This window comes from Bradyrhizobium canariense, from assembly GCF_900105125.1.
GTDB classification, from domain to species: Bacteria; Pseudomonadota; Alphaproteobacteria; order Rhizobiales; family Xanthobacteraceae; genus Bradyrhizobium; species Bradyrhizobium canariense_A.
In genome coordinates this window covers 6,193,432-6,215,075 of record NZ_LT629750.1, presented here as the reverse complement: position 1 = coordinate 6,215,075, position 21,644 = coordinate 6,193,432, and the positions used below count along the sequence as shown (strand labels likewise).

The window sequence follows — 21,644 nt, the reverse complement described above, 5'->3', positions numbered from 1 at the left end:
CAATTGCACATCTGAGGTTCGCCGCTTTGCGTCGTCCCGGAATGACAGTGCATAAATTCAATTCCCGGTCTGCAGCTCGCCAAAACGATCCCAGTTCTTGCCATTGAAGCGCATAAACTGCATCTGGTCGACCGGAACGTGATCGGTCGGGCTGGTGTTGATCTTGATACCCGGCAGCAGCATCGGCAGTTGCAGATCCCTAATGGCGTAAGCCTGCTTGAGAATGTTCTCGGTGGAGAGATCGTCGCCACAGGCCTTGAGCACGGCTTCAAGCGCCATCGCGCTGTTGTAGGCATTGACGTAATTGGTGTCGTGCAGGTCGGCGTCCGGAACGTATCTGGTCATGAACTCCCGCCATTCCTTCACGCCCGGATCGTCCTTCCAGGCGGGATCGTCGGGATCCTTGACATAGGCGGTGGAAAGAATGCCGACGCCGGCTTCCAGCCCCGCGGGCTGCATCACCGTGGAGATCCACACCGCGACGTTGGACAGAAAAATCATCGGCCGCCAGCCGATCTCATAGGCCTTGCGGATCGACTGGGCGGCGAATTTGGGTGTCGCCGCGATCATGAACACATCGGCGCCGGATGCTTTCAGCTTGACGATCTGGGAGTCGATAGTCGGATCCGATATTTCATAGGTCGCGGCGGTGACGAGGGAATCGTATTTGTCGCCGAGCACGTCCTTCAGGCCCGCCAGATAATCACGTCCGAAATCGTCGTTCTGCGAAATCACGGCGAATTTGGCGTCCGGATTTTTCGCCAGCGCATAGCGCGCGTAGAGCCGTGCCTCGTAACGGAACGGCCCCTGCACGCCCAGCGTGGCCTGCGGGTATTGCGCGAGGTCGGCGAATTTCGACGCACCGGAGCCGATGAATAGTTGCGGGATGTTCTTGCCCTGCAGATATTTCGCGATCGCGGTGTTGTGCGCGGTGCCGATCGGGGAGAAGATCAGCGCAACTTCATCGCTCTCCACCAGCCGTCGGGTCTGCTCCACGGTCTTCGGCGGCGCGTAGCTGTCATCGAGCGAGATCAAATTGACCTTGCGGCCGTTGATGCCGCCGCGCTCGTTGATCATCTTGAAATAGCCGACCTCGCCCTTGCCGAGCGCACCGAACGCCGAGACCGGCCCGCTATAAGGCATGGTCTGGCCGATCTTGATTTCGGTTGATGTGACGCCGCGCATCTCGGCGGACCGAGATGCCGCGGGCCATGTCAGCACGGCCAGCGCGCAGACGACGGCAGGTCTCGTGACGAAACGCATCGACGTCCCCTCCCCTGTTTTGGTCACGCGCAGCGGTGGCCGCGCCCGGCGCGGTTCTGCCCGCGCTCTTGCTGTGATCGGATACATGCCATGAGGCGCAGATCCGCGCCAACCATAAACATGACGAGGCGGAAGCAATTCACTGGACGCGCCACAAAAAAACGCGGCGTTTCCGCCGCGTTTTCAAATCCAATGAAAGCTCACTTATGCCTGCGGCTGCGGCTCCAGCCCCGGGTCGGGATCGGGACGCGGCCGCGGCTTGCCGGCCGGTGGCACCGCCGAGGTACGCGGCGTGCTCGGCTCAAGCACCGACTCACGGCTCGGCTTCTTGCCCTTGAGCAGATCGATGATCTCGTCGCCGGTCAGCGTCTCGAATTCGAGCAGGCCCTTGGCCAGCGCCTCGAGGTCGGCGCGCTTCTCGGTGAGGATCTTGGTCGCCTCGTTATAACCCTCTTCGACCAGCCGCCTGATCTCGGAGTCGATCTTCTGGACGGTTGCCTCCGAGGCATTTTGTGTGCGCGAGACCGACATGCCCAGGAACACTTCGTCCTGGTTCTCGCCGTAGGACACGGTGCCGAGTTCCTCGGACAGGCCCCAGCGCGTCACCATCATCCGCGCCAGTCTTGTCGCCTGCTCGATATCCGAGGCAGCGCCTGAGGTAACCTTCTCGCGGCCGAAGATCAGCTCTTCCGCGACACGGCCGCCCATCATGATGGCGAGACGCGAGGTCATCTGCTCCAGCGACATCGACAGCTTGTCGCGTTCCGGCAACTGCATCACCATGCCGAGCGCACGGCCGCGCGGGATGATCGTCGCCTTATGGATCGGATCGGTCGCAACGACATTGAGACCGACGATGGCGTGGCCGCCTTCGTGATAGGCGGTCAGCATCTTCTCTTCTTCGGTCATGACCAGCGATTTGCGCTCCGCGCCCATCATGACCTTGTCCTTGGCCTCTTCGAATTCGGCCTGCGTCACCATGCGCTTGTTGCGCCGCGCCGCCGTCAGCGCCGCTTCGTTGACGAGATTCATCAGGTCCGCGCCGGAGAAACCGGGCGTGCCGCGGGCGATGGTCTTGAGATTGATATCCGGCGCTAAGGGCACCTTGCGGACGTGAACCTTGAGGATCTGTTCGCGGCCGACGACATCCGGATTCGGCACCACCACCTGGCGGTCGAAGCGGCCGGGGCGCAGCAGCGCGGGATCGAGCACGTCGGGCCGGTTGGTCGCCGCGATCAGGATCACGCCTTCATTGGCCTCGAAGCCGTCCATCTCGACCAGCAACTGGTTCAGCGTCTGCTCACGCTCATCATTGCCGCCGCCGAGGCCGGCGCCGCGATGGCGGCCGACCGCGTCGATTTCGTCGATGAAGATGATGCAGGGCGCATTCTTCTTGGCCTGCTCGAACATGTCGCGGACACGGCTCGCGCCGACGCCGACGAACATCTCGACGAAGTCGGAACCCGAGATCGTGAAAAACGGCACATTGGCTTCACCGGCCACCGCGCGCGCGATCAGCGTCTTGCCGGTACCGGGAGGGCCGACCAGCAGCACGCCGCGCGGAATGCGTCCGCCGAGGCGCTGGAATTTTCCGGGATCGCGCAGGAATTCGACGATCTCCTGCAGATCCTGCTTGGCCTCGTCGACGCCGGCGACGTCCTCGAACGTCACCCGGCCATGCGCCTCGGTCAGCATCTTGGCGCGCGATTTGCCAAAGCCCATCGCCTTGCCGGCGCCGCCCTGCATCTGGCGCGACAGGAAAATCCACACGCCGATCAGCGCGATGAACGGCAACCATGAGACGAGCAGCGACACGAACCACGGCACGTTGTCGCCCGGCGGCTTCGCGGTGATCTGCACCTTGCCGTTATAGAGGCGCGTCACCAGCGACGGATCGCTCGGCGCATAGGTCTGGAAGCTCGAGCCGTTGGTGAAGGTACCGTGGATTTCCGGCCCCTGGATCACGACGTCGCGAACATGTCCCTGATCGACTTCGGTCAGAAGCTGCGAGAACGAGATGTCCTGCGAAGACGTGCGCTGCCCAGGATTCTGGAAGAGCGTGAACAGGGCCAACAACAGCAAGACAATAATAACCCAGAGGGCGAAATTGCGCAGATTGGCGTTCATCGATCTTCCTTCGTGGTCGCGCGGATCGCGGCCTTATGTCCTTGGCAGTAACCTTGGATAGCCACAAGGGAATCCCCTGGTCGACTGCTCTACAATCTAGGTGTCGCCCCGGTCGCTGCCAAGGGAACCATGCAGGACTATTTAGCGCATTTTAGCGCTGTTCCCGTTCAAATAATGGCGTTGAGACCGGTGTTTTCCAGGGTGGTTAAGGCTCCGAGCCGGTATCGGGCAACGACGACCCGGATTCAGTCTCCCCGCCGGCGGCGGGGTGGTGCCTGCTCGATGCGGATTCGACCGTCGACCAGGCTGATCAAGGCGCCGGCCAGCGTCTGCTTCAGCTTTGGCCGCTTCCCTCCGGTTGTTGTCGCGCTAGCCCGATCCAGTGCCGACAGCAACGCTTCGACCTTGCCAAGTTCCGCCGGCCCCTCAGGGCCGAAACGATCGATCGCACGTTGCAACAAGCGGACGCGGACTTCCTCCGGGACAGCGGCAAAAGCCTCGAAGTCAAAGACCTTGAAGCCGGCGATCCCGGCGTCAAAGCCGGGACGTGAGGCTTCACGCTCCCTCAATGCGAGATAACGCTCGGCGCCATCGGCCAGAACTTCTACCGCCGCATTGGCCCGCGCGAGTCGTGAGGCCAGCCGCGCCAGATTGCGGGCATCGCCGCCCTCGGCCGCGAGCGCCGGCAGCAAGGCGCGCAGCCTTGGCCGGGTGAAATTCATGTCGCGATTGGTCGGATCGTCGGCGAAGCCGATCTTTGCCCTGTTAAGCGTAGCCACGAGTTGCGATTTGGAAATATGCAGAAACGGACGCGCGAGAAGTACGCCGTCCCGCTCGGATTGCCGGGCCATCGCCGCAAGACCGGCGATGCCGCTGCCGCGCAACATGCGCATCAACAGCGTCTCGGCCTGATCGTCGCGGGTATGCGCGGTGAGAATATGGGTCGCGCCTGACGTCCGCGCCGCCTGCGCCAGCAATTGGTATCGCGCGGCCCGCGCCGCCGCCGGCAACCCGGTCTTTGGTTTGGCGCCGTTCCAGCGCACCGTCCGATGCGGCAGATCGAGCGCCCGCGCCAGCCGCTTGACGTCGCGCGCCTCGCGCGCGGCCTCCGCACGCAAACCATGATCGACGGTGACCGCGATGAGACGCGGCCCGCGCGCCAGATTCCTGCGCCAGCGCGCCGCAAGCCACATCAGCGCGATGGAATCGGGACCGCCGGAAACCGCAAGCACGATCGCCGGCACGTCTTTCCAGTCCGCGAACAGACGTTTTGCATCCCTCGCCGAGATCACCGAATGGTCGTCGTCGGGCATGGCATAACCCAGCCTATTTATGCCGAGATGCGCCCCAGCCCAGCGTCATATGAAGCCGCCTCCGGCACTCAGCACTTGGTCCGCTTCTGCTCCCGATCCACGGCGGTTTTGACACCGTTCGAGGCGCGGGGATATTTCCGCGTGACCTCGCCAAAAGCAGCGCAGGCGGCCTCTTTCTCTTTCAGAGCCGCCAGCGACTGTCCCAGCCGCAGCAACGCATCCGGGGCCTTGGCCGATTTGTCGAATTTGGTGGTCACCGCGAGGAACGCTTCGGCAGCATCGCGATATTGCTGGCGCTGGAACAGGCTCTCGCCCAGCCAGTATTGCGAATCCGCGACCATCGGATCGCTGGGATATTTTTGCGCGAAGTTGCGCATGGTCTGTTCCGCGAGCGCGTAATCCTTGCGCTCCATGTAGCCGATGCCGAGATCGAACTCGTCACGCGGTGTCGCCGAGGGCGGCAAGGTGGTCAGTCCGCTACCCGCGCCGGGGCTGGGACCACCTGACGGTGGCAGGGCGCCACCGGTGTTCGCACCGGGATATCCGAGATTGAGCGGCTCACCCGGGCTGCGCCCGCCGGGCGCGCCGACAGGCGCCTCGTTCGCCAGCGGCATCTGGCCGCCGCCAAGCGCGCGCGGGGAGCCGGGAGCATTGGGATTCTGGCTGGGATCGAAGGCATCGCCGCGGCGACGGCCCTGAACTGGGGCTTCCTCCTGATAGATCGGCGCCGGGGCAGCAATCTGCTGCTGGCCATAACCCGGCTGAGGCGCGGGCTGCCCATAGTTCGGGTTCGGCTGCGGCGGGGGCAGCGCAGCCACGCCGGGCTGGGCGACCGGAGATTGACCTGCGGGGCCGGCTTGCGCGCCGCCCTGGAGCATCCTCAAACGATCCTGGAGCTGCTGGTTCTGATGTTGCAGCTCCTCATTCTGTCCGGTGAGCTGCCGTAGCTGATTCTCAAGCTGCTGGATTCGCATCTCCGGGTCGCCGTCGTCGGATTGCGCCAGGGCTTGCGAAGAAACCGCCAACGAACCAAGCGCCAGCATTCCGAAGAATGCTGCGGCCCAAGTAACTCTATGAAATCTGGATGACATTTTGCCCTGACGACGAAATCAGCCTGACATCGGAAGCGACGTACATTGAGTGAGGGAGTACGCCAAAAATGTGACTGATACAAACATGTGCTTGAATCCAGTCACTAAAAACAAAACCGGCGCCCGAGGGCGCCGGCCATGTAATCTGATAGCTCAAGCGCGCCCTTAAGAGCTGGCGTTCAGCACCGTGACGGCGCGACGATTCTGCGACCAGCACGAGATGTCATTGCAGACCGCGACCGGGCGTTCCTTGCCGTAGGAGATCGTCCGCATGCGGCCGGCGTCAATGCCGCGCGATGCCAGGAAGGTCCGAACCGACTGGGCACGGCGCGCCCCGAGCGCGATGTTGTATTCACGGGTGCCACGCTCGTCCGCATGGCCCTCGATGGTAAATGAATAGCGCGGATAGGCCTGCAGCCATTGCGCCTGCTTTTCCAGGGTCGCGATCGCCTGCGGGCTCAAATCGGTCTGGTCGCTCTCGAAGAACACGCGGTCGCCGACATTGACCACGAAGTCCTGCTGGCTGCCCGGGGTTGCCGCGCTTGCCATTGCGCCATCGGCGCCAAGGTTCTTGTTGGCGCAGGCGCCCATCGACAGCGCCACCGCCAGCACCGCGGCCAGCTTCAATCCCTGGAGGATTCGCATCTGAGATTTCATTCCGGAGCCTCCACGCTCGCGTTTTTCAACTGTCATCCGGTCTACAGGGGGTTGGTTAAGCGAACGTTCCGTCAACCTTGACGGGGTGTTGCCAAGGCCGGTCAAATGCCCCCAAACGGCGAATAGCGACCGCGATGGTTAATGGGTTGTAAATGTGGCGCGAGGGTGGAGGCAAGTTGCAGCGCGGCAACAGCACGGTGTTTTCGGAAAAACTCAGATTCCAATTGTTCCCGCGAAGCCATCTTCGTCAGTGGGAACCTGTTTCCAAGGCTACCCGTTCCCAAGGCTAGCGCCTGGGTGGGGGTGGCCGGACCAGCTTTTAGTCAGGAATTGGGAACGATCGAGGCGCGATCGAACGAGGTCACGCCGGCCTCGGGTGACGAAGGAAGCTCGCCGTCGCGCTGGAACAGCATCCGCCGCTCGAAAGCGCTTGAACGCAGAAATGGATAACGGGCCAACACCTTCTCACGCACCGTGGGATAATGCGCAGCCATCAAGCCGACCGGCTTCAAGAGACCCGGGTACAGGCGCGGCTCGCACCAGGTCTCCTGCAAAAACACCCGGCGATAAAACGCCTGATGCTCGGCACGAACGGGCGCCAGTCCGTAGTCGGCATTGAAATGGACGCCGGCAGTCGAACCCAGCCGGGCCGTCACGTACGGAAGCTCGGGAAAGTTTTTCACCTTGTCGGGGTCAGCAACGAAGCGCGTTGAATCGATGAAAACCAGCCCCTGATCCAACTTGGGCTGAAGAATGTCACCAAACACCGCAAGCGAGGGCGACGTCCGCCATGTCGGCGTCAACACGTTCACCCTGATGGAGCTGTAAAGCTCGCCGTGAAAATAAACGCCGAATGTCCACGCGTTCGGGGCGTCGTCAAAATCGTCGGTCACGCGCTGATCGGCCGAGGAGCGGATTGCGCCCTCGCGCAGATAGGCCCGGTAGCGAAGGTTATAGATCTCTTCCTTTTCTTCGCGGGTCCGGGCCAGACGATAATCTACTTGATCCAGGGGATCCGAGATCCGGGGAGTGGTTACTGGAGATACTTCGGCCACCGATCCCACACGATACTCCTCGAGCACAAACAACCTCAACGCGTGACAAGACGTTAACACCTTCTTAACGAAGGCGCAAAGGCATCACCGCGTTAGGGTTAATCCAACCGCTAAAAATGTCGCCATGGACGCTGGAACAATCTTGCGTCGAGGTGGCGCTGAGACGAGCAATGTTACGTCAGGGAAGTTTAGGCGATCGAGCGTGAGTGAACCGTGAGCACGGGCTCGTCGGGCAAATGGCGGCCATGCGAGGCGTTCAGGAGTTGCCGGACCCGCACCGACGGAACCGGCCGGCTGAAAAGGTAGCCCTGCGCCTCGGTGACCGTGCCGTCGACACTGATCAGCTCGAGCTGCTCGTTGGTCTCGATGCCCTCGACCACGACCGACATGCCGAGATCGGCGGAAAGCCGCGCCACGCCGCGCAACAATGTCAGCGGCCGATCGGTATCGATCCCCTCCAGGAACGAGCGGTCGATCTTCACCTTCTGCAGCGGGAAGTTATGCAGATAGCTCAGGCTCGAATAGCCGGTGCCGAAATCGTCCAGCGATATCCGCACGCCGATCGCGCTCAACTGCGACAGCACGTCATGGGTCAGTTGCGTATTGCGCAGCAGCGAGGATTCGGTGATCTCGATTTCGAGACGGTGCGCGGGGAGACCTGAAACCTCGAGCGCATAACGAACCTCGCTGAGCACGTCGCGCTGATGGAATTGCTGCGGCGAGAAATTGACCGCGACGCTGACGCCTTCCGGCCATCTCATGCATTCCATGCAGGCCTTGCGCAGAATCCATCGGCCGAGATCGATAATGAGGCCCATGTCCTCGGCGACCGGGATGATATCGATCGGCGAAACCGTGCCGCGCAGCGGATGATTCCAGCGCAGCAACGCTTCGCAGGTCGATATCCGGCCGGATTTCAGATTGACCAGCGGCTGATAGAACAGCTCGAATTCCTCGTTCGCCAGCGCCTTGCGCAGGTCAAGCTCAAGAATGCGACGGGACTCGACGGTTTGCGCCATCTCGTCGCGGAAGAAACAGAAGGTGCCGCGGCCATCGGCCTTGGCGCGATAGAGCGCCATGTCCGCATTCTTCAACAGCGTGTCCGCATTGACGCCGCTGGACGTCAGGGCGATGCCGACGCTGGCGCCGATCTCGACCAGATGATTGTCGATCTTGTATCGCTCGCTCAGGCGGTCGACGATGCGTCGTGCCAGAATTGCGGCATCTTCGGACGATGTAATGTTCTGCTGAAACACCACGAATTCGTCGCCGCCGAAGCGCGCGACAAAATCTTCAGGGCGCAGCATGCCGCGCAGGCGTTCAGCCACGGCGCACAACAGCTCGTCGCCGCAGGGATGCCCCAGCGTGTCATTAACCTGCTTGAATTGGTCGAGATCGACAAACAGCAGCGCCGACAATTGTGCGCCGTCTTGCTGAATGGCGAGAAGACGCCCGATCTCGTCGCGGAAATTCAGCCGGTTAGGCAACGCGGTCAGTTCGTCATAGCGCGCCAGATGGCTGATCCTGGCCTCGGCATTGCGCCGCTCGGTAATATCCTCGAGCAGCACGACAGCGCCGCCGCCGGCCATCGGCTGAAACGTCCACGACAGCGAGCGTCCCCGGTTGGCGTCGGGATCGGCGGTAATCATGTCCCGCGTCTGGGTGTTCTCGATTTCCGCGAGAATCATGTTGCCGCTTGCTTCCGTGATCGAACCGGCCTTGACGCAGGCCGCGATGATGTCGGGCGCGCTCGCGCCGTGCTGCACCAGATCGTCCGACAGATCCATCATTTCGCTGAAACGATGATTCATGACCGCAAGACGGCCGTCAGCGCGGAACATGCACAGCCCGTGCGGCATGTTGTTCAGCGCCGTGTCAAACTGGCCGGCGAGCGCCGCCTCCCGCTCGCGCGCGGTCCAGGCGTTCAGATAGATGCGCTGGAGACTGGATGTCAGCTGCCGGATAGCGATGAAGAAAACGAAGCTCAGCAGAGCGAGGGCGAGGTGATAAGATCCGCCGACAAACATCAGCGCGGCGATCAAGGGTCCGCAGGCCAGAAGAACCTGCAACTGGAAAATTCGAGGCCGGCCGAATGTTCGTCCAACGCCTCCCGACGTATAGGCGACCACCGTCGTGGTGCAGAGCATGTGGGCGGCGGCATCGTTGGTCCGCAGCAATACCGCGAGGGACCAAATACCGAGCGCCGTCCCGTAGGCGATCGCACCGATCCGGTATCGCTTTTCCCAAATCACCGCTTCGATGCTGGTCAGCGGAGAATTTCGCTGTTTGTAACGGTACATCTGCCATGCACGCGCCAGGCCCACGAGCACGAACAGCGGCACGCATAGCCACATCACGACATCGCCAGTGACCGCTGCGATCACGGCGCCGGCAATCGCGGGGCCGCACGCGCCGAAGATCATCGGCGCGGGATTCATGAACAGCGAATCCACCAGCCCCGCAGAAATCGACGGTGACATCTCCTGATCGGGGTCTCTGGATCGGCTTGCAAGCTGCATTAGCGATGAACGTCCTTTTCAGGCTCGTACTTTTACCCGTCGCATATGAAGTCTTTCTGAGGGAACATCGTTAGCAGGACGTTGTCTTTCACAACGCAAGACGAAATTCTGTTTGGTAAATCAGTGCGGTAGGCAAACTTTGCCGATAACAAGATGAGTTCTCGGTCACCACCGGACGGACATTGCCGGTGTTGTGACAACCGCAGCCATCCCGGCGGGCAGGACGCGCGAACCGGCGCTCGAACGCGCCGTTCGCGGGGTCCCTGATGTGGCGGCGAACGGCGAGTATTCCGCGCTGCCAAGGCGGGTCACCAAGGAACATTTCCACGCGCTTTCGCTGCAGATCCGCCGTCGCCGGGCGCCAATCTTAACCACGGATTAAGATTTGACCTTAATTTCGGGTTAACATGCCTTGGTAAATCGCTCGATAAACGATAGCTATCCGTTAAGTAAGGTTGCGTTCAGGAGAGTACCGATGACAGATGCGGTTGTGGCTCGCTCAGCAAAATTGGGCGATTCCTGTCTGCGGGACATTCCGCGCCTTCTTTCAAAGGAAGAAATTCGCAACCTCTCGCAAATCGACAGCGTGAAATTTACCGCGGCCGCGGTGCTTGAGTTCAGCCTTATCGCTGCCGCGGTCTGGATCAGCGAGACCTGGTGGAATCCATTAATATACGCGCTCGCCGTCATCGTCATCGGCTCGCGGATTAACGGGCTGGGGGCGCTCATGCACGATGCCGCTCATTATCGCGGCTATGCCAATCGACAGCTCAACGACTTCGTCGGAGAGATCATAGCGCTGCCAACATCGGCCTCGATGGCGGGCTATCGCAACACGCACTTCGCGCATCATCGCGAGTTGAACAGCGAAAATGATCCCGACTGGCGACGAAATCTCGGGCTGAAGGAGTATGAATTTCCGGCGGCGCCCGGCAGCGTGCTGTTGCGCACCATGAAGTATCTATCGGGCCTCAAGAGCATCACCGCGGTAACAGGATTTCACAACAACAAGGAGACGCGCGACATCGCAGCCGCCGTGGCCCGTGCGCGACTGTTCTTCTTTGCGGCGCTTTTGGTTGCATCGATCGTATTGGGGTTCTGGAAGCTCATTCTGCTTTACTGGATCGTCCCGCTGATGACGGTGTTTTTAGCCATTCGATATATCCGCAGCGTCGCTGAGCATTACGCGGTGGAGCACGAGAACGTGTTGACCGAAAGCCGTACCGTTGTGGCGCCGTTCTGGGAGCGCTGGCTGATCGCCCCCTGGGGGCTGAACTACCATCTCGAACACCATCTGTTCCCCGGCGTACCTTGCTTCCGGCTCGCGGAACTTCATCGACTGTTGATGGCGCGAGATCCCTATCCGAAAATCGCCCACGTGACATATGGCTATTTCAGCGGGCTGGTGCGGGATTGCGCGGCGGCTCCTCATACCGAGGTAGCGGGCTCCACGACATAAGCCCGCCCCGGTCGATCAGCGAAGCGTTTTGTCGATCGGCGGCGCTACGACAGCAGCGGCGACCATGCCGGATCGGACGCGAAGCTCGGGGTTGGGACCCGTTGTTCGGTGCGTCCGGAAATGTCGATGGTGAATAGCGAGGGTCCCTCCTCGCCGCCGGGATCGCGGAAGAACATCACGACGCGGCCATTCGGCGCAAAGGTCGGTCCTTCGTTGTGGAAACCGGACGTGAGGATGCGTTCACCCGATCCGTCGGGCTTCATGATGCCGATGGCAAACTGTCCACCGCCCTGTTTGGTGAAGGCGATGTAGTCGCCGCGCGGCGACCAGACCGGAGTCGAATAGGTGCCGTCACCGAACGAGATGCGCTGCGCGGGGCCGCCGGTCGCCGGCATGATATAGATCTGCGGCTTGCCGCCGCGATCGGATTCGAAACACAGGCGCGTGCCGTCCGGCGCATAAGACGGCGAGGTGTCGATCGCCGGCGTATCGGTCAGCCGCGTGGTCGCTTTCGAACGCAGATCCAGCACGAACAGATTCGAATTGCCGCCCTGCTGCAGGCTCATGATGACGCGCTGGCCGTCCGGCGAAAATCGCGGCGAGAACGACATGCCGGGAAAATTGCCGACGATCTCGCGCTGCCCGGTCTCGATATTGAGCAGATAGACCCGCGGATCGCCTTGGCCGAATTCCATATAGGTGATTTCCTGGGTCGACGGAGAGAACCGGGGCGTCAGCACGAGGTCGCTGCCGCGCGTCAAATAGCGAACGTTGGCGCCGTCCTGATCCATCAGCGCCAGCCGCTTGACCCGATGCTGCGCGGATCCGGTTTCATCGACGAACACGATGCGGGTGTCGAAATAGCCTTTCTCGCCGGTCAGCCGCTCATAGATCTGGTCGGAAATGATATGGGCGATGCGGCGCCAGTATTCCGGCGAGGTGAAATATTGCTGGCCAGTGAGCTGCTGGCCGGTGGCCACGTCCCACAGGCGGAATTCCGCTTTCAGACGTCCGTCGCCCTGGCGGGTCATCCGGCCAGTCACCAGCGCCTGCGCGTTGATGGTTTTCCAGTTCTGGAATTGCGGTGCGGTGTCGATGTTGGTGATCCGCTCGATGAAAGCGGCCTGATCGATCGGCACAAACAGCCCGCTGCGCTTGAGATTGTTGGTGATGACCTGCGTGACATTGGCGCCGACATCGCCGTCCGATGGCGTTCCCGCCACGAAGTTCGGAATCGCGATCGGCAACGGCTGGAATTCGCCTTCGGGCACGATGATGCGCTTCTGGGCGAAGGCGTTGCGGGCGCCGCTGCCTGCCAGCACGCCCAGCGAGGCCATTCCTGAAATGATCTGTCGTCGGCTCGGGCGGAACATCATCTTACGCAATCCATCTTTGTGGGTCATCTGCTCACGAGCTTCGTTTCACGTTTCCGCGCCGCCGACGGGCGGCTGCATTCAAGTCCTTCGCTCGGTGAATACCGGCGCGAAATATTTCCACTCATCGAAATAGGCTGCGGGCAAACTATAGGGCTGACATTCGATAATCGCGCGCAAGGCACTCTCCTGATAAACGCGAAGATAGGGCGTAGCCGGGCTTCCTTCCGGAACCGGCGGCGCTTCCAGCGTGCCATCGCGTTTCAGCTTGATCTCAAAAGCAGCCTCGGGGTTCTGACTCTCGATACCACCGTACGGCTTCTTCCAGCAGCGCTCGACCTGCGACTGGAACATCGCGCCCCACGTCGCGGAATTGTCGGCAGCCTTGCCCTTGGAAAGTCCGAGCGCGGCATTGGAATTCAGCGCGTCGCCGGTCACCGCCTGACGCGTCGGATCGCGCTTGTCGAGCAGCGCTGCGATCTTGGTCTGATCGAAGGTCCGTTCCTTCGGCTTGGTCGGTTGCGGCGGTGGCGTCGCGGCCTGGGTTTGCGGCTTCGGCGGCGGCTTCTTCTCTTCTTTCTTCAAGGCTTCCGCGATCGGATCGACCTTGGGCGGATCCGGCTTTTTCTCGATCGGCTTCGGTTCTTCCTTGGGCTTGCTCTCGGCGACCGGCTTCGGCGGATCCGGTTTTTTCTCGACCGGCTTTTCCACCGGCTTCGGCTGCGGCGGCGGCGCGGTGTCGGTCACGACCGGCGGTTTGTCGCTGATCTTGCCGACCGCCTCATCGTCCACCGGCTTGGCTTCGGCGACCTTCTCCACCAGCGGTTTCGGGTTTTCCTTTTTGCCGGTCTTCGCGCCGGCCATGACATGGGCAAGCTGATCGGCGGAAACGATGTCAACCGGCAAGGATTCTTCCGGCATGGATTCGAGGGCTTTGGACGAGAACGACACCAGTCCCCACCCGATCACGAGAACGTGCAGGGCCACAGACGCAACAAGTGTCTTGTCGACCTTCACCTTCACGCTCTCAGGTCCCCTGCTCCACCTCGGTGACCAGCGCCAGGCGCTTGAAGCCCGCGCCCGACAAAAGGCCCATCACCTTCGCGACGGTGCCGTAATCCGCCTTCTTGTCGGCCCGCATGAAGATACGCTCGTCGAGGCCGCCGCGGGCATCCGTGATCGCCTTCAGCTTCGGTATCAGTTCGTTGAATGCGACTTCGGTGTCGTTGATGAATATCTTGCCACTCACATCGACCGAAAGCTGCAGCGGCGTTTTGTCCTGCTCGAGGCTCTTGGCCTGGGTCTGCGGCAGATCGAGCGGCACCCCAACGGTCAACAGCGGCGCCGACACCATGAAGATGATCAGCAGCACCAGCATGACGTCCACCATCGGGGTGACGTTGATTTCCGCCATTACGGCGCGACGGCGACCGCGGCGGCCGCTGCTCGCCGAACCTGCCATGTTCATCGCCATGATCTGGTGCTCACGATGCTCATGATTATACCGTCCCTCACGCCCGCTCGTCGATCTGGCGCGACAGGATCGCTGAAAATTCGTCGGCGAACCCCTCGAGCCGCTGGGCCTGCCGGTTTACCTCGGACGTGAACTTATTGTAGAAAATAGTCGCCGGGATGGCGGCGATAAGGCCGATTGCGGTGGCAAACAGCGCTTCGGCGATGCCGGGCGCCACCACCGCCAGCGAGGTGTTCTTGGAGGCGGCGATCGACTGGAAGCTCGACATGATGCCCCAGACCGTGCCGAACAGTCCGACGAACGGCCCCGCGGAACCGACGGTCGCCAGCACCAGCAGGCGGCGTTCCAGTCGCTCGATTTCGCGGGCGATCGACACGTTCATCACCTTCTCGATCCGCATCTGAAGCCCGGCAAAGGATCGGGCCTGGCTTTCGAACGAACGTTTCCATTCCCGCATCGCTGCGACAAAACAGGCCGCCATCGATTGCGTCGGCTTGGCCGACAGCGCGCGATAGAGTTCCTCGATCGACTGCCCGGACCAGAACGCCTGCTCAAAGCGGTCCATGGCACGCTTGGTGCGCGCATACAGGAAGATCTTGTCGATCGCGATCGCCCAGACCCATACGGAGCAGGCAAGCAGCCCCAACATCACCACCTTGACGATCCAGGCGGCCTGCAAAAACAGTGCGATCAGCGATACGTCGCTAGACGCCATTGGCAAGGCTGACTGAGCCACGTCGGCCGGATTCATGATCGGTATCCTCTCAACGTCCCAAAATCCCCGGGAGCAAATGGCTGCCGGTTCCACAGCCGCGCGTCAGGTGCGCGGGAAAGCGCAGCGCGAGAGCCTTGTTGTGTCGCATGGGAGGCCCGTCCGAAGCCGAGGCCTGCATCCCCCGCCAACATGTCAAAACAAGGGCTGTCAGCGCGTCTTTACGCCTCTAACCAGACGCTAATCATGGTTAAGACCGAGTTACCACAGGGTATTTTGGCTGCGTCAAAAGGGGGCAGCGGGGCCCGCCCGATCAAGGGGGTCCAGAGCCCCAAAAACAAAGCCGCCCAGCTGCTTTCGCAGATGGGCGGCGGTGTCGCCGTCAGGCTTTATGGGGGCATTCCGCCTGAGGGCTTCAGCTCTGGGACTTAAGTCTTAGTTCTGCGGCTGATCGTTCGGCGGGGTCGGGCGCGGGCGGTGCTGCGCCATGAACTGGTCGAACTCTTCCTTGTCCTTGGCGTGACGCAGGCGATCCAGGAAATCCTTGAATTCGGTCTGCTCCTCCTCGAGACGCCGCAGGGTTTCCATGCGGTATTCGTCGAAGGCGCGGTTGCCGCTCGAGGGCGGGCCAAACCCTCGGAAGCCGAAGCCTCGCCGCTCCATATGGTCGCGCATCCGCTCCATCTTGTACTGCATCCGCTCCATTTTATTCTGCCAGCGATCCTGATGACTCCAGCAACCCATTTTCGTGCTCCTGAGTGTGAAAAAGAGGAAGGCAAGTCCGACCGGCCACCAGAACAGGAAGCCGAGAATCGTCGCGATCACCAGACCGGGGTGCACGTGCATATGCGGCGGCCGGTAGGGTTCCTCTGCGGGGCCGCGCCATCGATGGACATCTGCGGTGTAGGCCATTTCCCTCTCCATGACGGCATCACGCCGTTGTGAATGTAAATAACATTTACATACCTAAACCATCCCGAGTTTTTGTCAAGCCGGGCGCAAGCGGCGCTCCGGCATTTATTTTCAGATTTATTTTGGGGTGCCCCAAGGGCCCGCAACAGGAGCAGCGGCGGATTTTTGATCGGCCGGGTCTTTTGGCTCGGCCGTTCTGCCGCCGGTCTGGAAGCCGAGACCGCGCAGATAGATCAACACCTCGGCTTCGAGCAGATCCTCCGCCGACATCGGCAGCTTGCGTCGCGCCGCATCGCCGCGCGCGAACAGCGACGCCACGCCATGCGACATCGACCAGATGTGCAGCGCCATCATCATGGCCGGCGGCCGCGGCGTGCCGGGTGGCGCCAGCGCAGCGAGGCGCTCCGCCGCTGCCCGGATCACCGCGAACGCGCGCTCACTCGCTGCAAGCAGCGCCGGATTAAGGTCGACAGGAAGCCCGGATTCGAACATCGCCGAATAGAACGCCGGCTCTTCGCGGGCGAAAGCGAGATAGGCCTTGCCGACCCGCTCGAACGCCGTGACGGTGTCCGGACGCCCGTCATCCCAGGCGCTGGTCAGCATCGCCTCGAACTGTTCGAAGCCGCGCTGCGCGATACTCGACAACAACTCGTCGCGATCGCGAAAATGCCGGTAAGGTGCCGCTGGGCTGACGCCGGCCAGCCGCGCGGCGTCCGCGAAGGTGAACCCGGCGGGGCCCTTCTTCGCGATCAGATCGAGTGCTGCCTGTAGCAGCGCCTCTTTCAGATTGCCGTGATGGTAGCCGCGCTCGGCGCGGCCCGGATCTTTGCTCCAGCTCATGTAAATGGCTTTTACATGAGCCGGCCGCAAAGGTCACTAGCATCGCCACGTCAGGCGGCGGGAACCCGTCATGATTAGCGCGCCGTGGAATTACCCTGCAGTTCGGTGAACCCGGCCGCCGCCTTCTGAACGTCGGGAGGGAATTCCGACATTTCCTGCACCTGGCGGATTTCAATGATCTCGTTGTTGGAGGCCGGACACCGCTTCGCCCAGGCGATCGCCTCGTCGCGTGACGACACGTCGATCATCCAGTAACCGCCGAGCACCTCCTTGGCCTCGGTAAAGGGGCCGTCGGTCACGAGGGGCTTGCCATCGGCAAACGAAACCCGCGCGCCCATGGATGGCGGATGCAGGCCGTCGAGCGTGATCAGGACGCCCGCGTCCTTCAATGCCTCGTTATATTTCATCATGGCGGCGACCGCTTCCGCGGAAGGCATGGTGCCCGCCTCCGCCGTCTCATAGCCTCTTGGAATCATCAGCATCATGAATCGCATCGTCGTCTGGTCCTGTTTGCAGATGGTTGGGGGCCGGTTATTCTTCGCGTTATTTCTTCGCAGTCTGGGCGCGGAGCCGCGCCTCCTGCTCGCGCAGCTCGGGCGTCAGCGCTTCGCCGAAATCCTCTGCCGAGAAAACCTGCCGGATTTCGATTTCGGCCCCGCCATCGAACGGCGTGCGCTTCATCCAGTCGATCGCCTCCTCGAGCGATTTGGTCTGGATCATCCAGAAGCCGGAGACCAGATCATTGGTCAGGCTGAACGGCCCACGGCTCACCGCGCTCTGCCCACCGGAATATCTGACCCGCGCGCCCCGCGAGGTCGGATGCAGGCCTTCGCCCGCCTGCATCACGCCGGCTTTCACCATTTCCTCGTTGAACTTGCCCATCGCGGTCAGCAATTCCGTACTCGGCATCGCGCCGGCCTCGCTATCCTTGCTGGCTTTCACAATCACCATGAATCGCATCGTCACTCTCCGTTTGCTTTTCGAGGTCCGGGCCGGCTGTGAACCGACGCTCATCAACAAGACGAATGGGGTTTTGCGGGACCGACATCGGTCGCGGAATTATTTCCGAGGTAATTGCATGGCGTTTGCCGCGCCCTCAATCGTCGATGGCCTGATAGGCCAAGGTCCAGAAATCGGCAAAGGCGCGCGGAGGCTGCGGCGAATCCATCATCCGCTGCGTCAACAGGATGCCGGTGAGTTGTTCGCGCGGGTCGGAATACCAGGAGGTGCCGTAGCCGCCGTCCCAGCCGAACCGGCCCGGCGTCGTGCAGAGGTCGTCCCGCCCGGTGAAGACGGAAAGGCCCATGCCCCATCCCCTGATGTCACCGAAAAACAATTCCGAGCCCAATTTCTGTTCCGAGGTGATCTGGTTTGATGTCATCAGCTCGATCGACGGCCGCGACAGAATGCGTTCGCCTCTGAAGCGGCCTCCGTTCAGCATCATCTGCGCGAACGCGTTGAAGTCGCCGGCGGTCGAGACCAGGCCGGCACTGCCATTTTCAAAGAGCGGCGGATTGGCGAATTTACCGGTGACGGGATCATCGAACACTTTCAGTTCCTGCGTCGCGTGATCGCGCATATAGCTGGTTGCAAACCGCTCACGCTTGGCCTCCGGCACGCTGAACGCCGTGTCCTTCATGCCCAGCGGCGCGAAGATGCGCTCGCTCGTGAATTCGCCTAACGTCGCACCGGACGCGCGCGCGATCAACACGCCAAGGATTTCCGTTCCGCTGTTGTAGAGCCAGCGCTCGCCGGGCTGATAGAGCAACGGCAGGCTGCCATAACACCTCATCAACTCATCGGGCTGAAACGACGGAAACACCGGCCCCGGCGCGAAGCCCGCCTCGGCAATGGCTTTCTGGATCGGATAGCGGTCCGGAAACACCATGAGCATGCCGAGGCCCAGGCGGAACGTCAGCAAATCGCGCAAGGTGATCGCGCGTTTGGCCGGCACGGTGTCGTCGAGCGCCGCATCGATCGCGCGCAACACCTTGCGATCAGCAAGCTCCGGCAACCATGGATCGACGGGATCGTCGAGGCGCAATTTGCATTCCTCGACCAGGATCATCGCCGCGACTGCCGTCACCGGCTTGGTCATGGAGGTGATGCGGAAGATGGTGTCGCGTTGCATCGGCGCGCCACCGATCGCCATTTTGCCGATCGCATCGGCGTGAATCTCGCCGCGCCGGCTGACCAACGTCACCAGACCCGGCATCTCGCCCGCTTCGACGTGGCCGGCCATGATGTCGTGCATGCGCTTGAGGCGCGTTTCCGAAAGTCCGCCGGCTCCTGTGACGCTCATCCCTTGCTCCTTTTCAGAGATAGCCAATCATGATCCCTGCAGGACGACGAACCAGATCGCGCTGAGCCGACATTCCAATCAAACTTTATTGTGATTGTTTGACGAACACACCGTGGCGGTAGGTAGCACCGAAATAAACATCGATGCGCCTGATCCTGTCGCCTTCGAACGTGAAGAACTCGGTATTCCGAAAGCTCTTGCCGTCCTTGGCCAGGCACCGGTAGGTCACAAAGACCCCGCTGCCCTCGACGAAGATCCGTTCGAGCTGATGCCGTTCGATCCAGTCGCTGATCCGCCAGCAGCGCGCGAAGTAAGTGGCCCTGTCGATCTCGTCGTCATAGGGACTGGTAAAGCGGAAATCATCCGTGAAGAAATCCTCGACCGTCTTGCGGTCGTTGGCGAGATAGGCGGCGAAGAGGGCGCGGATGATGTCGGATTTGCTGCCGCTCATGTCACGTCTCCTCGCGGGAACATGCTAAAATAAGGTTCGGCTTCCCTGATCACGCGCGCAAAGGCCGGCCGCGCCTTCAGGCGATCCAGATACGCCGTCACGTTCTTGTGCGCATCGCCGAACGGCAACACCTTGTCGGCGTAGAACAGCGCTGGCGACGCGGCGCAATCGGCCATGCTGAAAGCCTCTCCCATCGCCCAGTTCCTGCTGGCGATCTCCTTGTCGATCATGCCGTAGCACGACCATAGCCGCGCCTTGGCTTCTTCAACGCCGTGCGGATCTTTCGCTCCCGCCGGTCGCAGGCGGTCACCGACGATCTTCTGCACCGACAAGTGCACGTACAGATCGTAAAAACGGTCACGCAGCCGCGTCTGCAGTGCCAATTTCGCATCTCGCGGAATGAAGCGGGTCGGACCCGGATAGCGATCGTCGAGATATTCGATGATGATGCTGGACTCCGGGATCGTGCGATCCTCGGCGTCGTCCCGAAGCACGGGAAACTTGCCGATCGGCCACAGTTTCAACAGCGCCGCACGCTCGGCCTCGTCGCCGAGATTGACCATCTTCGGCGTGAACGCCGTGTCGTTCTCATACAAGGCGATCAGCGCCTTCCAGCAGAACGACGAAAGCGGATGAAAATGCAACGTCAGTGACATGCGACCTCCCTGATGTGCCGGAGCGCATTGCGCTGCCGCGCTTCATACTGATTGTAATTTGCAACCAGTTGCAATCTGAGACAACTGGTGCAATATTGCAAGCGGTTTTTTGGTCCTGCGCCGTGGGCAGAACCGGAGGATAGGATGACCGAGGTTCAGCGGTCCGGCTGCCCGATCAATCTCACGCTGGAGGTGGTCGGCGACAAGTGGAGCCTGCTCGTCATCCGCGACATGATGTTCGGCAACCGCCGGCATTTTCGCGAGCTGTTGACCAAATCCGACGAAGGCATTTCCTCCAATATTCTCGCCGACCGGCTGAGGACGCTGCTCGAGCAGGGCATCATCACGCGCGAGGACGACCCCAGCCACAAGCAGAAGGGAATCTACTCGCTCACCGAACAGGGCATCGAACTGCTGCCGATCCTCGCCCAGATGGCGGGTTGGGGATACAAGTACCTTCCGGTCAGCGAAGAGCTCGGCATCCGCGCCAAGCTGTTGAGTGAAGGCGGCCCGAAGATGTGGGCGGAATTCATGGACGAGTTGCGCCAGACCCATCTCGGCATCAAGCGTCGCAAGAAAGTGGGACCATCAGTCGGCGAGCGGCTCCAGGCGGCATATCAGAGCATCGTGGCTCGGAAATAACATTTGCGACTGATCCGCGCATCACTATCGATGAAATCACGACGCCTGGAGCAGCCGCGCTATGAATGCTTGCACGCCGCAACCCACGCCTTCAGTTAATGCCAGCGTGCGCGCGTCCTTGCTCGAAAAATACTGGTAGACCGAGCCGATGCTGACCCCGGCGCGCTCGGTCCGCATGGGCTTGGCTGTACGACCATTTGCGGGAAACACTGTTCTGGGATCACTACTTCGAAGTGCTCGAGATATTTCCCTCGATTGAGGGCAATTATCTCGCGCGAGCCGAAAAGCCTGATTGTCCCAACCCCAAACTTGTGGGGTTGGGCCTTCGCGGGTTCGTACTTTTCAACCGAATCCTTCGCGAACGCAGCGTGACCTTGCTGCCCCATGCGCCTAAGCTGCGTCGCCCGGTGGTGGTCCGGCGCCGTGCACACAACCGAAACTGAACATCGGATCTGGGGAGTATGACGCCATGTCGGGATTACTCGTTAATCTGATCATCCAGATCATTAGTGGCGCGGTCGGCGGAAACGTCGCCGCGGGGGCAGCCAAGAACATCGATCTCGGTACGCTCGGAAACACAATCGCGGGCGCCGTCGGCGGCGGAGTCGGGGGTCAGCTCCTCGGCATGTTCCTCCCGCTGCTCGCCAATGGCGCCTCGACGCCGGATATCGGCAGCATCATCGGCCAGGTGGCCGGTGGCGGCGTTGCCGGTGCCGTTCTCACCGCCATTGTCGGCGCCATCAAGAACCGATCGGCGGCTTGACCTAGAGGTGGTTTCCGTCTTCTGAGTGCGGGCTG

The 21,644-nt window shown here is 61.4% G+C and carries 23 protein-coding genes; 4 read left to right on the top strand and 19 right to left on the bottom strand.

Annotation, left to right across the window (positions count from 1 at the left end; translation table 11 throughout):
* Positions 1-57: 57 nt before the first annotated feature.
* From BLV09_RS29415 to BLV09_RS29385, 7 genes are all read right to left on the bottom strand, one after another.
* Positions 58-1,263: an ABC transporter substrate-binding protein gene (locus BLV09_RS29415; protein WP_146689892.1), complete on the bottom strand. Its 1,206-nt coding sequence runs from the start codon at positions 1,261-1,263 to the stop codon at positions 58-60.
* Positions 1,264-1,467: 204 nt separating this feature from the next.
* Positions 1,468-3,390 (bottom strand): ATP-dependent zinc metalloprotease FtsH, encoded by a 1,923-nt coding sequence (ftsH, locus tag BLV09_RS29410; RefSeq protein WP_100385663.1) that lies wholly within the window; start codon positions 3,388-3,390, stop codon positions 1,468-1,470.
* 245 nt (positions 3,391-3,635) lie between these two features.
* Positions 3,636-4,703 carry a tRNA lysidine(34) synthetase TilS gene (tilS, locus tag BLV09_RS29405; protein WP_146689891.1) on the bottom strand — a complete coding sequence of 356 codons (1,068 nt, stop codon included), beginning with the start codon at positions 4,701-4,703 and terminating at the stop codon, positions 3,636-3,638.
* Between the two features lie 68 nt (positions 4,704-4,771).
* Positions 4,772-5,794, bottom strand: coding sequence for a tol-pal system protein YbgF (gene ybgF, locus BLV09_RS29400; RefSeq protein ID WP_146689890.1), 1,023 nt, complete (start codon positions 5,792-5,794; stop codon positions 4,772-4,774).
* Between the two features lie 165 nt (positions 5,795-5,959).
* A complete protein-coding gene (gene pal / locus BLV09_RS29395) occupies positions 5,960-6,451 on the bottom strand; it encodes a peptidoglycan-associated lipoprotein Pal (protein ID WP_146689889.1) in 492 nt (163 codons plus the stop codon).
* 323 nt (positions 6,452-6,774) lie between these two features.
* Entirely contained in the window at positions 6,775-7,515 is a 741-nt protein-coding gene (locus tag BLV09_RS29390) for an N-acyl amino acid synthase FeeM domain-containing protein (RefSeq protein ID WP_167558912.1), read from the bottom strand.
* 179 nt (positions 7,516-7,694) lie between these two features.
* The gene (locus BLV09_RS29385; protein WP_100385659.1) at positions 7,695-10,025 is read right to left on the bottom strand and encodes a putative bifunctional diguanylate cyclase/phosphodiesterase; all 2,331 of its coding nucleotides are present in this window, start codon (positions 10,023-10,025) and stop codon (positions 7,695-7,697) included.
* 475 nt (positions 10,026-10,500) lie between these two features.
* On the opposite strand from BLV09_RS29385, the gene BLV09_RS29380 reads away from it, so the two are divergent.
* Entirely contained in the window at positions 10,501-11,484 is a 984-nt protein-coding gene (locus BLV09_RS29380) for a fatty acid desaturase family protein (RefSeq protein ID WP_100385657.1), read from the top strand.
* Positions 11,485-11,528: 44 nt separating this feature from the next.
* On the opposite strand, the gene tolB is transcribed toward BLV09_RS29380, so the two are convergent.
* From tolB to BLV09_RS29325, 11 genes are all read right to left on the bottom strand, one after another.
* Entirely contained in the window at positions 11,529-12,860 is a 1,332-nt protein-coding gene (gene tolB / locus BLV09_RS29375; RefSeq protein WP_100387439.1) for a Tol-Pal system beta propeller repeat protein TolB, read from the bottom strand.
* A 78-nt stretch (positions 12,861-12,938) separates the two neighbouring features.
* Entirely contained in the window at positions 12,939-13,874 is a 936-nt protein-coding gene (locus tag BLV09_RS29370; RefSeq protein WP_100385656.1) for a protein TolA, read from the bottom strand.
* A 10-nt stretch (positions 13,875-13,884) separates the two neighbouring features.
* Positions 13,885-14,331, bottom strand: a complete 447-nt coding sequence (gene tolR, locus BLV09_RS29365) for a protein TolR (RefSeq protein ID WP_100385655.1) — start codon at positions 14,329-14,331, stop codon at positions 13,885-13,887.
* 37 nt (positions 14,332-14,368) lie between these two features.
* Positions 14,369-15,082, bottom strand: coding sequence for a protein TolQ (tolQ, locus tag BLV09_RS29360; RefSeq protein ID WP_100385654.1), 714 nt, complete (start codon positions 15,080-15,082; stop codon positions 14,369-14,371).
* Positions 15,083-15,478: 396 nt separating this feature from the next.
* The gene (locus tag BLV09_RS29355; RefSeq protein WP_100385652.1) at positions 15,479-15,955 is read right to left on the bottom strand and encodes a DUF2852 domain-containing protein; all 477 of its coding nucleotides are present in this window, start codon (positions 15,953-15,955) and stop codon (positions 15,479-15,481) included.
* A 117-nt stretch (positions 15,956-16,072) separates the two neighbouring features.
* On the bottom strand, positions 16,073-16,795 hold the full coding sequence (locus BLV09_RS29350) for a TetR/AcrR family transcriptional regulator (RefSeq protein ID WP_146689887.1): 723 nt from the start codon (positions 16,793-16,795) through the stop codon (positions 16,073-16,075).
* Positions 16,796-16,869: 74 nt separating this feature from the next.
* Positions 16,870-17,289 carry a YciI family protein gene (locus BLV09_RS29345; protein WP_146689886.1) on the bottom strand — a complete coding sequence of 140 codons (420 nt, stop codon included), beginning with the start codon at positions 17,287-17,289 and terminating at the stop codon, positions 16,870-16,872.
* A 49-nt stretch (positions 17,290-17,338) separates the two neighbouring features.
* Positions 17,339-17,755, bottom strand: coding sequence for a YciI family protein (locus tag BLV09_RS29340; RefSeq protein ID WP_146689885.1), 417 nt, complete (start codon positions 17,753-17,755; stop codon positions 17,339-17,341).
* Positions 17,756-17,891: 136 nt separating this feature from the next.
* A complete protein-coding gene (locus BLV09_RS29335) occupies positions 17,892-19,097 on the bottom strand; it encodes a serine hydrolase domain-containing protein (protein WP_146689884.1) in 1,206 nt (401 codons plus the stop codon).
* Positions 19,098-19,182: 85 nt separating this feature from the next.
* On the bottom strand, positions 19,183-19,548 hold the full coding sequence (locus tag BLV09_RS29330; RefSeq protein ID WP_146689883.1) for a nuclear transport factor 2 family protein: 366 nt from the start codon (positions 19,546-19,548) through the stop codon (positions 19,183-19,185).
* Positions 19,545-20,204 (bottom strand): glutathione S-transferase family protein, encoded by a 660-nt coding sequence (locus tag BLV09_RS29325; RefSeq protein WP_146689882.1) that lies wholly within the window; start codon positions 20,202-20,204, stop codon positions 19,545-19,547. The genes BLV09_RS29330 and BLV09_RS29325 overlap by 4 nt, the downstream gene beginning before the upstream one ends.
* Before the next feature lie 144 nt (positions 20,205-20,348).
* Between BLV09_RS29325 and BLV09_RS29320 the strand changes: the two genes are divergently transcribed.
* Positions 20,349-20,846 carry a winged helix-turn-helix transcriptional regulator gene (locus BLV09_RS29320; protein WP_146689881.1) on the top strand — a complete coding sequence of 166 codons (498 nt, stop codon included), beginning with the start codon at positions 20,349-20,351 and terminating at the stop codon, positions 20,844-20,846.
* A gap of 36 nt (positions 20,847-20,882) precedes the next feature.
* Here BLV09_RS29320 and BLV09_RS37770 read toward each other — a convergent pair whose 3' ends face one another.
* Positions 20,883-21,023, bottom strand: coding sequence for a TetR family transcriptional regulator (locus tag BLV09_RS37770; protein ID WP_197684989.1), 141 nt, complete (start codon positions 21,021-21,023; stop codon positions 20,883-20,885).
* Between the two features lie 20 nt (positions 21,024-21,043).
* Between BLV09_RS37770 and BLV09_RS29310 the strand changes: the two genes are divergently transcribed.
* A complete protein-coding gene (locus tag BLV09_RS29310; protein WP_244548843.1) occupies positions 21,044-21,289 on the top strand; it encodes a hypothetical protein in 246 nt (81 codons plus the stop codon).
* Positions 21,290-21,315: 26 nt separating this feature from the next.
* Positions 21,316-21,609, top strand: a complete 294-nt coding sequence (locus tag BLV09_RS29305; protein WP_100385644.1) for a hypothetical protein — start codon at positions 21,316-21,318, stop codon at positions 21,607-21,609.
* The last annotated feature ends 35 nt before the right edge of the window (positions 21,610-21,644 follow it).

What these genes read in the sequence shown, in the direction of transcription:
- BLV09_RS29415 (WP_146689892.1), bottom strand. Translation starts at nt 1,263, where the DNA reads ATGCGTTTCGTCACGAGACCTGCCGTCGTCTGCGCGCTGGCCGTGCTG.
- ftsH (WP_100385663.1), bottom strand. Translation starts at nt 3,390, where the DNA reads ATGAACGCCAATCTGCGCAATTTCGCCCTCTGGGTTATTATTGTCTTG.
- tilS (WP_146689891.1), bottom strand. Translation starts at nt 4,703, where the DNA reads ATGCCCGACGACGACCATTCGGTGATCTCGGCGAGGGATGCAAAACGT.
- ybgF (WP_146689890.1), bottom strand. Translation starts at nt 5,794, where the DNA reads ATGTCATCCAGATTTCATAGAGTTACTTGGGCCGCAGCATTCTTCGGA.
- pal (WP_146689889.1), bottom strand. Translation starts at nt 6,451, where the DNA reads ATGAAATCTCAGATGCGAATCCTCCAGGGATTGAAGCTGGCCGCGGTG.
- BLV09_RS29385 (WP_100385659.1), bottom strand. Translation starts at nt 10,025, where the DNA reads ATGCAGCTTGCAAGCCGATCCAGAGACCCCGATCAGGAGATGTCACCG.
- BLV09_RS29380 (WP_100385657.1), top strand. Translation starts at nt 10,501, where the DNA reads ATGACAGATGCGGTTGTGGCTCGCTCAGCAAAATTGGGCGATTCCTGT.
- tolB (WP_100387439.1), bottom strand. Translation starts at nt 12,860, where the DNA reads ATGATGTTCCGCCCGAGCCGACGACAGATCATTTCAGGAATGGCCTCG.
- tolR (WP_100385655.1), bottom strand. Translation starts at nt 14,331, where the DNA reads ATGGCGATGAACATGGCAGGTTCGGCGAGCAGCGGCCGCCGCGGTCGC.
- tolQ (WP_100385654.1), bottom strand. Translation starts at nt 15,082, where the DNA reads ATGAATCCGGCCGACGTGGCTCAGTCAGCCTTGCCAATGGCGTCTAGC.
- BLV09_RS29355 (WP_100385652.1), bottom strand. Translation starts at nt 15,955, where the DNA reads ATGGCCTACACCGCAGATGTCCATCGATGGCGCGGCCCCGCAGAGGAA.
- BLV09_RS29350 (WP_146689887.1), bottom strand. Translation starts at nt 16,795, where the DNA reads ATGAGCTGGAGCAAAGATCCGGGCCGCGCCGAGCGCGGCTACCATCAC.
- BLV09_RS29345 (WP_146689886.1), bottom strand. Translation starts at nt 17,289, where the DNA reads ATGCGATTCATGATGCTGATGATTCCAAGAGGCTATGAGACGGCGGAG.
- BLV09_RS29340 (WP_146689885.1), bottom strand. Translation starts at nt 17,755, where the DNA reads ATGCGATTCATGGTGATTGTGAAAGCCAGCAAGGATAGCGAGGCCGGC.
- BLV09_RS29335 (WP_146689884.1), bottom strand. Translation starts at nt 19,097, where the DNA reads ATGAGCGTCACAGGAGCCGGCGGACTTTCGGAAACGCGCCTCAAGCGC.
- BLV09_RS29330 (WP_146689883.1), bottom strand. Translation starts at nt 19,548, where the DNA reads ATGAGCGGCAGCAAATCCGACATCATCCGCGCCCTCTTCGCCGCCTAT.
- BLV09_RS29325 (WP_146689882.1), bottom strand. Translation starts at nt 20,204, where the DNA reads ATGTCACTGACGTTGCATTTTCATCCGCTTTCGTCGTTCTGCTGGAAG.
- BLV09_RS29320 (WP_146689881.1), top strand. Translation starts at nt 20,349, where the DNA reads ATGACCGAGGTTCAGCGGTCCGGCTGCCCGATCAATCTCACGCTGGAG.
- BLV09_RS37770 (WP_197684989.1), bottom strand. Translation starts at nt 21,023, where the DNA reads ATGCGGACCGAGCGCGCCGGGGTCAGCATCGGCTCGGTCTACCAGTAT.
- BLV09_RS29305 (WP_100385644.1), top strand. Translation starts at nt 21,316, where the DNA reads ATGTCGGGATTACTCGTTAATCTGATCATCCAGATCATTAGTGGCGCG.